Genomic DNA, 6,622 nt, shown 5'->3' with positions numbered 1-6,622 from the left:
GTCTGAGGGGGTGCGGGGCGGGGTATGCCGCACTGGAGGAGTGTGATGGGAGTGTTGCGGCAGGACGTCGAGCCGGGTGCGGTCGGGCTCGACGTGCGGGCGCTCGGTCGGCTCGACCGGTATCTGGCCCGTTTCGTCGACGAGGGGCGGCTGCCCGGGTTCCTCGTGTCCGTCGCGCGGGGCGGCCGGGTCGCGCACCTCACCACGTACGGCCGGCGGAACGTGGCGGCCGGGCTGCCCGTCGGGAGCGACACGGTGTGGCGGATCTACTCGATGACCAAGCCGGTGACCGCGGTCGCCGCGCTGCTGCTGGCCGAGGAGGGCGGGCTGTCGCTGGACGACCCGCTGGAGAGGCACCTGCCGGTCTTCGCCGAGCCCCGGGTGTACGTGAGCGGGTCCGGGGAGGACGTGGTCACCCGCCCGGCCGCCGGACCGATCCTCGTACGGCACCTGCTCACCCACACCGCCGGTCTCACCTTCGGCTTCTACTACGCCCACCCCGTCGACGCCCTCTACCGCGCGGCCGGTCTGGAGTCCTCCGTGCCGCCGGGCGCGGACCTGGCGCGGGCGATCGACGTATACGCGAGCCTGCCGCTGCAGTTCGACCCGGGCACGCAGTGGAACTACTCCGTCGCCAGCAACGTCCTGGGCCGGGTGGTGGAGGTGGTGTCCGGGCAGCCGCTGGACGCGTTCTTCGCCGAGCGGGTCCTCGGGCCGCTCGGGATGACCGACACCGGGTTCTGTGTCACGGACGAACAGGCGGGCCGGCTGGCCGAGTTGTACGGGCAGACCGACGCAGGCGGCATCGAGCCGATCCCCGGGCTGCCGCTGCGCGGCCGTCCCCGCTTCTTGTCCGGCAGCGGCGGCCTGGTGGCGACCGCGCACGACATGCACCGCTTCATGGAGTTCCTGCGCCGCCGCGGCGAACTCGACGGCACCCGTCTCCTCGCCCCCGAAACGGTGGACCTGATGACCCGCAACCACCTGCCCGGCAACGCCGACCTGCGCTCCTACGGCAGCCCCGCCCACGACGACCCCGGCAACGACGGCGTGGGCTTCGGGTTCGGCGTCTCCGTGGTCGTCGATCCGGCCCGCACCCAGGCCCCGTCCGGCCTCGGCACCTATGGCTGGAGCGGGGTGGCGACGACGACCTTCTGGGTGGATCCGAGCCGCGACCTGACCTTCCAGTTCATGACCCAGGTCCGCCCCAGGAGCTCGCTCAGGATCTACCCGGAGCTGAAGCGGTTGGTGCACGAGGCGGTCAGGGGCTGAGTTCCCGGCAGGCCCGGTGGAAGGTGTCCAGGCAGCGGCCCCACGCCCCGCTCACCCCGTAGTCCAGCAGGAGGGGCAGCAGGGCGGCGGAGAAGTCGGTGCTGGACTCGCGGGGCAGCAGCGAGGGCAGGTTGTCGATGGCGATGAGGTCCAGCGGGGGCTCCTCGCGCAGCCGGCGTACCGGCTCGGCCCAGTCGGTGGTGCGGTCGTAGACCGGCAGCACGTTCAGCGGGGAACCCACGTCGCAGGTGACGTCGCACAGCGTGCGCAGCCGGCGGGCCGGGTCGTCGAGGTCCTCCTCCCGCACGAAGGGCGGGACCGGGCTGGTGGCGAGGACCGCGTTCACCATCACGTCGTGGTCCTTCAGGGCACGGCGGTCCAGGTCGCGGGTCTCGGCGAGGTCCCAGCAGGTCGGGTCGATCCCGGCGGCGGCGAACCCGACCCGGGCGCCCCGGCCGCTGCGGCCCAGGGCGCCGATCACCAGCGCCGTGAAGTCCTCGTCCCCGGCGGCGGGCCGCAGCGTCTCGTCCAGCTCCTCCTTCGAGGTGGGCGTCAGCGGCGCCACCAGCCGGCCGCGCTGCTGGAGCACCGCCAGGGCGGCGCCCAGGTAGCCGGCCCAGAAGCCGAAGGCGACGAGCCGGCGCCCGCTGTCGTCCACCAGGTACTCCAGGTCGAGCAGCGCCCCTCCCCCGGCGACGAACCGCCGCAGCAGCTCGGCCGCCCCGGGCTGCCGCTTGTAGGCGTGACCGAAGTAGATGTGGCGGTGGTGCAACTCGGCCGGCTCGTCCGGGAGTTCCTTCAGACCGACGACGACCGCGTCCGGGGGCGCCGACACCCACGCGCCCGCCTGAGCCGTGCGGCAGCCGGCCGCCTCGTACTCCTCGACGGGGAAGATCCGCTGCGGGGACCTCTCGACGGTGAGCGTCACGCCCGCCTCGACCAGGCGCCGGGCGTCGGAGGGCACGATCGGGGTGCGGCGCTCGGTCGTACGGACCTCGTGGCGCAGCCACAGGTGCAGCTCGGTCATATCCACGAAGGGTACGCGGCCCGGGTACGGGTCGCCCGCGACCGCGCCGACCCGGGTCCTCGCGTTCAGGACAGGTGCGCCACCGCGTCCAGGTGGGGCAGGTGGTGGTCCAGCCGCTCCCGCTTGGTGCGCAGGTAGGTGATGTTGTTCTCGCACGGCGGGATCAGCAGCGGGACCTGCTCGGTGACCTGGATGCCGTGCCGCACCAGCGCCTCGCGCTTGCGCGGATTGTTGGACATCAGCTTCACCGAGCACACGCCCAGGTCGTGCAGGATCCCGGCGGCGACGCCGTAGTCGCGGGCGTCCACGGGCAGGCCGAGGGCGAGGTTGGCCTCGACGGTGTCCAGGCCCTCCGCCTGCAGGGCCATCGCCCGCAACTTGGCGAGCAGGCCTATGCCCCGGCCCTCGTGCCCTCTCAAGTAGACGACGATGCCGCTGCCTTCGGCGACGACGGCGCGCAGCGCGGCGGCGAGCTGGTCGCCGCACTCGCAGTGCTGCGAACCGAACGCGTCCCCGGTCAGGCACTCCGAGTGCAGCCGGACCAGAACCCGGTCGGTGCCGATGTTCCCGTGGACCAAGGCCACTTGTTCGTCACCGCGGTCGTGGTCCAGGTAGCCGACCGCCTGGAATTTCCCGTACACGGTGGGCAGCGGGGCATTCACGACGCGCTCCACGCCCGTGCGCCGGGGGGACTTCTTACCGAGTACGCCGAGGTTTTCTGTCATGATCTGGTTCCTAAGCAGAGACGAAAGGCCGGAAAACAATGAGTGGTTCGGGAACGCGGCCGACGGCACATGGTGTGTTGCCGGCGGACACGACGCAGGACGTACGGACGCGGGGAGCGGACCTCTCACGACAGGTGGCGGTCCTGCCGGTGGGCAGTTTCGAGCAGCACGGTCCGTTCCTTCCGCTGGCGACCGACACGCTGGTCGCCTGTGCCGTCGCCCGCCGGATCGCCGGCGCGTACCCGGTGCACCTCCTCCCACCGGTGACGATCTCGTGCTCGCACGAGCACGCGGCCTGGCCGGGGACCGTCAGCATCTCTTCCGTGACCCTTCATTCGGTGGTGCGGGACATCGCGGACTCACTGCGCCGCTCCGGTGTCGAGGCCCTGGTGGTCGTCAACGGCCACGGCGGGAACTACGTGCTGGGCAACGTGGTTCAGGAGTCCTCCGCGCGCGGTGAGCGCCTCGCGCTGTTCCCGGCCGTGGAGGACTGGGAGACGGCCCTGGAACGGGCCGGGGTGCGCACCTCTCCGCTCACGGACATGCACGCGGGGGAAATCGAGACCTCCATTCTTCTGCACGCTCATCCTGAAATGGTCCGGGCCGGTTACGAGTCCGCCGATTTCACCGCGGACGACCGGCGTCATCTGCTCACCGCCGGAATGTCCGCCTATACCGAATCGGGCGTCATCGGCCGTCCTTCCCTGGGCTCCGCGGAAAAGGGGAAGGAACTGCTGGACAGCCTCGCGGCTTCCTTCGCCCCGTATTTCTCGCTGCTCACGTCGGAGGACGGGAAGCTGCCGGAGAGCGGGCGCGGGTAGTCGCCGCCGGGTGCGCCGCGGGGTGCGCTGCCGGGTTCCGGGGCCGGTTCGGCGGTACGGGACCCGGCGCGCATCCCTGTGTACCAGCGGGCGACGAGGACGAGTGCGCCCGGCAGGCTCGCCACGAAGCACAGCACCCCGTACACCACGGCCACAGCCAGTCCGGTGCTCGCGCCGAGCCCGGCCGCGCCGAACGCCCAGGCGGTGGCGCCCTCACGGGGGCCGAACCCGCCGACGTTCAGCGGCAGTCCCATCGCCAGCAGCGCGAGGACCGCCAGCGGGAGCAGCACGAGCACCGGGGCGGTGGAGCCGGCGATGTGCGCGGCCACCACGAACATCGCGACGTGCCCGGTCAGGACGGCGAGCGAGGAGAGGGCGACGCCCGGTCCGTTGCGGCGGGACAGCAGTCCCTCGCGTGCCTCTCCGAGGGTACGGCGCAGGGCCCGGCCCCGGCGGGAGGGCGCCCGGTTCATGCGCAGGGCGAGGACGACGGCGAGCGCGCCGACGGCCGCGAGGGCGAGCAGCGGCGCGAGGTGCCGGGTCTCGTCGCGCACCGGTGACGGCAGGGTGAGCAGCACGGCGGCACCGATGACGGCGAGGGCGATCTGCCCGGCGACCCGCTCCAGGACCACGGTCCGCACGCCGCGTCCCATGTCGCCGGCGCTCTGCCCGTGCCGCACCGCTCGGTGCACATCGCCCAGGATCCCGCCGGGCAGCGCCGCGTTCAGGAACAGCGCACGGTAGTAGTCGGCGACGGCCGGGCCGAGCGGCAGCCGGATGCGCAGGCCGCGGGCGACCAACTGCCAGCGCCAGGCGCTGAACACGGTGGTGACCAGGCCGATGCCCAGTGCCGTGAGCAGTGCGGGCGCGTCGATCCGGCGCAGCCCCTCCAGGAAGACGCCGGTGCCCAGCCGCCACACCAGGACGGCGAGGATGGCGACTCCGGCGACGGTGCCGAAGTGGGTGCGCAGGGTTGGGGTGTTGAGACGGGAGAGCAGCGCGGGCAGCGTACGTCCGCGACCGGCCGTGCCGGTTTTGCCGGACTGCCCTGCGTCGGACCGCCCTGCGTCGGCGCGCATGAGGGGCACCTCCACCGTCTGCGCGCTCATGCGGCACCGCCGGTCGGCCGGGACAGCGCAAGCAGGTCGCTGTGGTGGACGACGACGTCCAACTCCCCGGCGACGCAGGCCTCCAGGCGCTCGGCGAGGTAGCGGTCGGCGCGCTGCTTCAGCTCGGGGCGCTGCTCGACGGCCGCGCCGACCCAGCCGCGCAGCCACTGGGCGGTCAGTTCACGCCGGTCGGGGCCGAGCCGCCAGGGGCTCGGGTCCGTCCGTACGGTGGCGCCGTGCGCGGCGAAGGCCTCGCAGGCCACGTCGACCGCGTCGGGGCCGAGCAGGCCGGTGCGGCGCTGGTGGGCGTTGAACGCCTCGGTGATCTCGGCGTCCAGCGGGTCGGCCGGGGTGATCTCGACCCGGCCCACCACCGACAGGGTCAGCAGCGCGGGGCAGCCGGCTCCGGCGCAGGCGGCGGCGAGGGTGCCGATCTCCTCGCGGGTGAGCACGTCCAGCAGGGCGGAGGCCGTCACCAGCGAGGCGCCGGCCAGGGCGCCCGGGGTCAGCCGGGCCACGTCACCGCGCCGCGTCTCCACGGTGACCCGACTGCCGTCGGCGGCGGCGCGCGGGGAGGCGACGGCGGCGAAGTGCAGCAGGTAGGGGTCGCGGTCGTGCAGGATCCAGTGCTGGGCGCCGTCGAGCCGGGGGGCGAGCCAGCGGCCCATCGAGCCGGTGCCGCAGCCCAGGTCGTGCACGACGAGTCCACCGTGCCGGCCCGGCAGGTTGGCGAGCCTGATCCGCAGCGGGTCGAGCAGGTCGGCCGCCCGCGCGGCGGCGTCGGCCACCTCCCTGAGCTGCAGCCACTCGGGGGCGTACCGGGGCGGCTCCTCGGCCTCGCCTTCCCGGAGCCGCACGGTGGCCCGCTCCCCGGGGCGCTGCGCGGGTCCGGCGCCCGGGATCACGTGGTCGGACCCGTGTCCGGCGTCCGGGGTCATGGCGTCGGGGCCGAGGTCGGGGTCGGCGGCCGGGGCCGCGTCCGGTGCGTCGTGCGGTCCCGGCTGGGCCGGGATGGAGCCGCCCAGCCCGGCGGCGCCGGCCGGAGTCGTCGTCTTCCTCATGCTGCCCTCCGGGGTTCCTTCGGCAGCCGGCCGAGGACGCCGGCCAGGCTGCGGGCGGTGTTCGCCCAGCCGTCGAGCGCGGCGCGGCGGCCCCGGGCGGCGGCCTTGAGGCGACGCCGTACGTCGGCCTCGCCGAACCAGCCGCGCAGTTCGGCGGCGAGGGCGGCGGGGTCCTCCGGCGGGACGAGGATGCCGGGCACGCCGCCGTCGGGGGCGCGGCCGACCGCCTCGGGGACGCCGCCGACGTCCGTGGCGAGCACGGGAATGCCGCGCGCCAGTGCCTCGGTGACCGCCATGCCGTACGTCTCGGCGTAGGAGGCGAGGACCAGGAGGTCGGCGGCGGCGTAACTGGCGTCGAGTTCGGCTCCGGCCTGCGGTCCGACCAGGTGGAAACGGTCCTGCAGGCCGTACTTCCCGATCAGGTCGCGCAACTCGGCGACGTAGGACGGGTCCTGGGTGAGCGCGCCGACGCAGGTGCAGGTCCACGGCAGGTCGGTCACCGCGGCCAGCGCCTCCACCAGCCGGTGCTGCCCCTTGCGCGGGGTGACCGCGGCGACGCACAGCAGCCGCGAGACCCCGTCGGTGCCGGGGGCGGGCGGCGCGATGT

General features: G+C 73.8%; 6 protein-coding genes and 1 pseudogene. 2 read left to right on the top strand and 5 right to left on the bottom strand.

Translation table 11 applies throughout. From position 1 onward, the window contains the following. Positions 1–45 precede the first annotated feature (45 nt). On the top strand, positions 46–1,272 hold the full coding sequence (locus C1I97_RS28105) for a serine hydrolase domain-containing protein (protein ID WP_111005942.1): 1,227 nt from the start codon (positions 46–48) through the stop codon (positions 1,270–1,272). On the opposite strand, the gene C1I97_RS28100 is transcribed toward C1I97_RS28105, so the two are convergent. Together C1I97_RS28100 and ribA are read right to left on the bottom strand one after the other, a co-directional pair. After that, complete coding sequence (locus tag C1I97_RS28100) at positions 1,262–2,299, bottom strand: saccharopine dehydrogenase (RefSeq protein ID WP_111005941.1); 1,038 nt, start codon at positions 2,297–2,299, stop codon at positions 1,262–1,264. The two genes, C1I97_RS28105 and C1I97_RS28100, sit on opposite strands and share 11 nt — an antisense overlap. Positions 2,300–2,364: 65 nt before the next feature. Next, positions 2,365–3,024: a GTP cyclohydrolase II gene (gene ribA / locus C1I97_RS28095; RefSeq protein ID WP_111005940.1), complete on the bottom strand. Its 660-nt coding sequence runs from the start codon at positions 3,022–3,024 to the stop codon at positions 2,365–2,367. 38 nt (positions 3,025–3,062) lie between these two features. On the opposite strand from ribA, the gene C1I97_RS28090 reads away from it, so the two are divergent. Continuing rightward, a complete protein-coding gene (locus tag C1I97_RS28090) occupies positions 3,063–3,845 on the top strand; it encodes a creatininase family protein (protein WP_111005939.1) in 783 nt (260 codons plus the stop codon). A 167-nt stretch (positions 3,846–4,012) separates the two neighbouring features. Here C1I97_RS28090 and C1I97_RS41850 read toward each other — a convergent pair. The 3 genes and pseudogenes from C1I97_RS41850 to C1I97_RS28075 all read right to left on the bottom strand — a co-directional run. Then, positions 4,013–4,924 (bottom strand): annotated as a pseudogene (locus tag C1I97_RS41850) (lysylphosphatidylglycerol synthase transmembrane domain-containing protein); the annotation flags it as partial. Positions 4,925–4,950: 26 nt separating this feature from the next. Further along, positions 4,951–5,892 carry an SAM-dependent methyltransferase gene (locus C1I97_RS28080; RefSeq protein WP_258382768.1) on the bottom strand — a complete coding sequence of 314 codons (942 nt, stop codon included), beginning with the start codon at positions 5,890–5,892 and terminating at the stop codon, positions 4,951–4,953. Positions 5,893–6,011: 119 nt separating this feature from the next. Next, positions 6,012–6,622: glycosyltransferase family 4 protein (locus tag C1I97_RS28075; RefSeq protein WP_146608313.1), on the bottom strand; the 611-nt coding region annotated here is incomplete at its 5' end.

Origin of the sequence: Streptomyces sp. NTH33 (assembly GCF_003236365.1) — a bacterium.
Lineage (GTDB): Bacteria > Actinomycetota > Actinomycetes > Streptomycetales > Streptomycetaceae > Streptomyces.
Note: the sequence above shows the minus strand (reverse complement) of the source record. Positions and strands in the feature narration are given on the sequence as shown.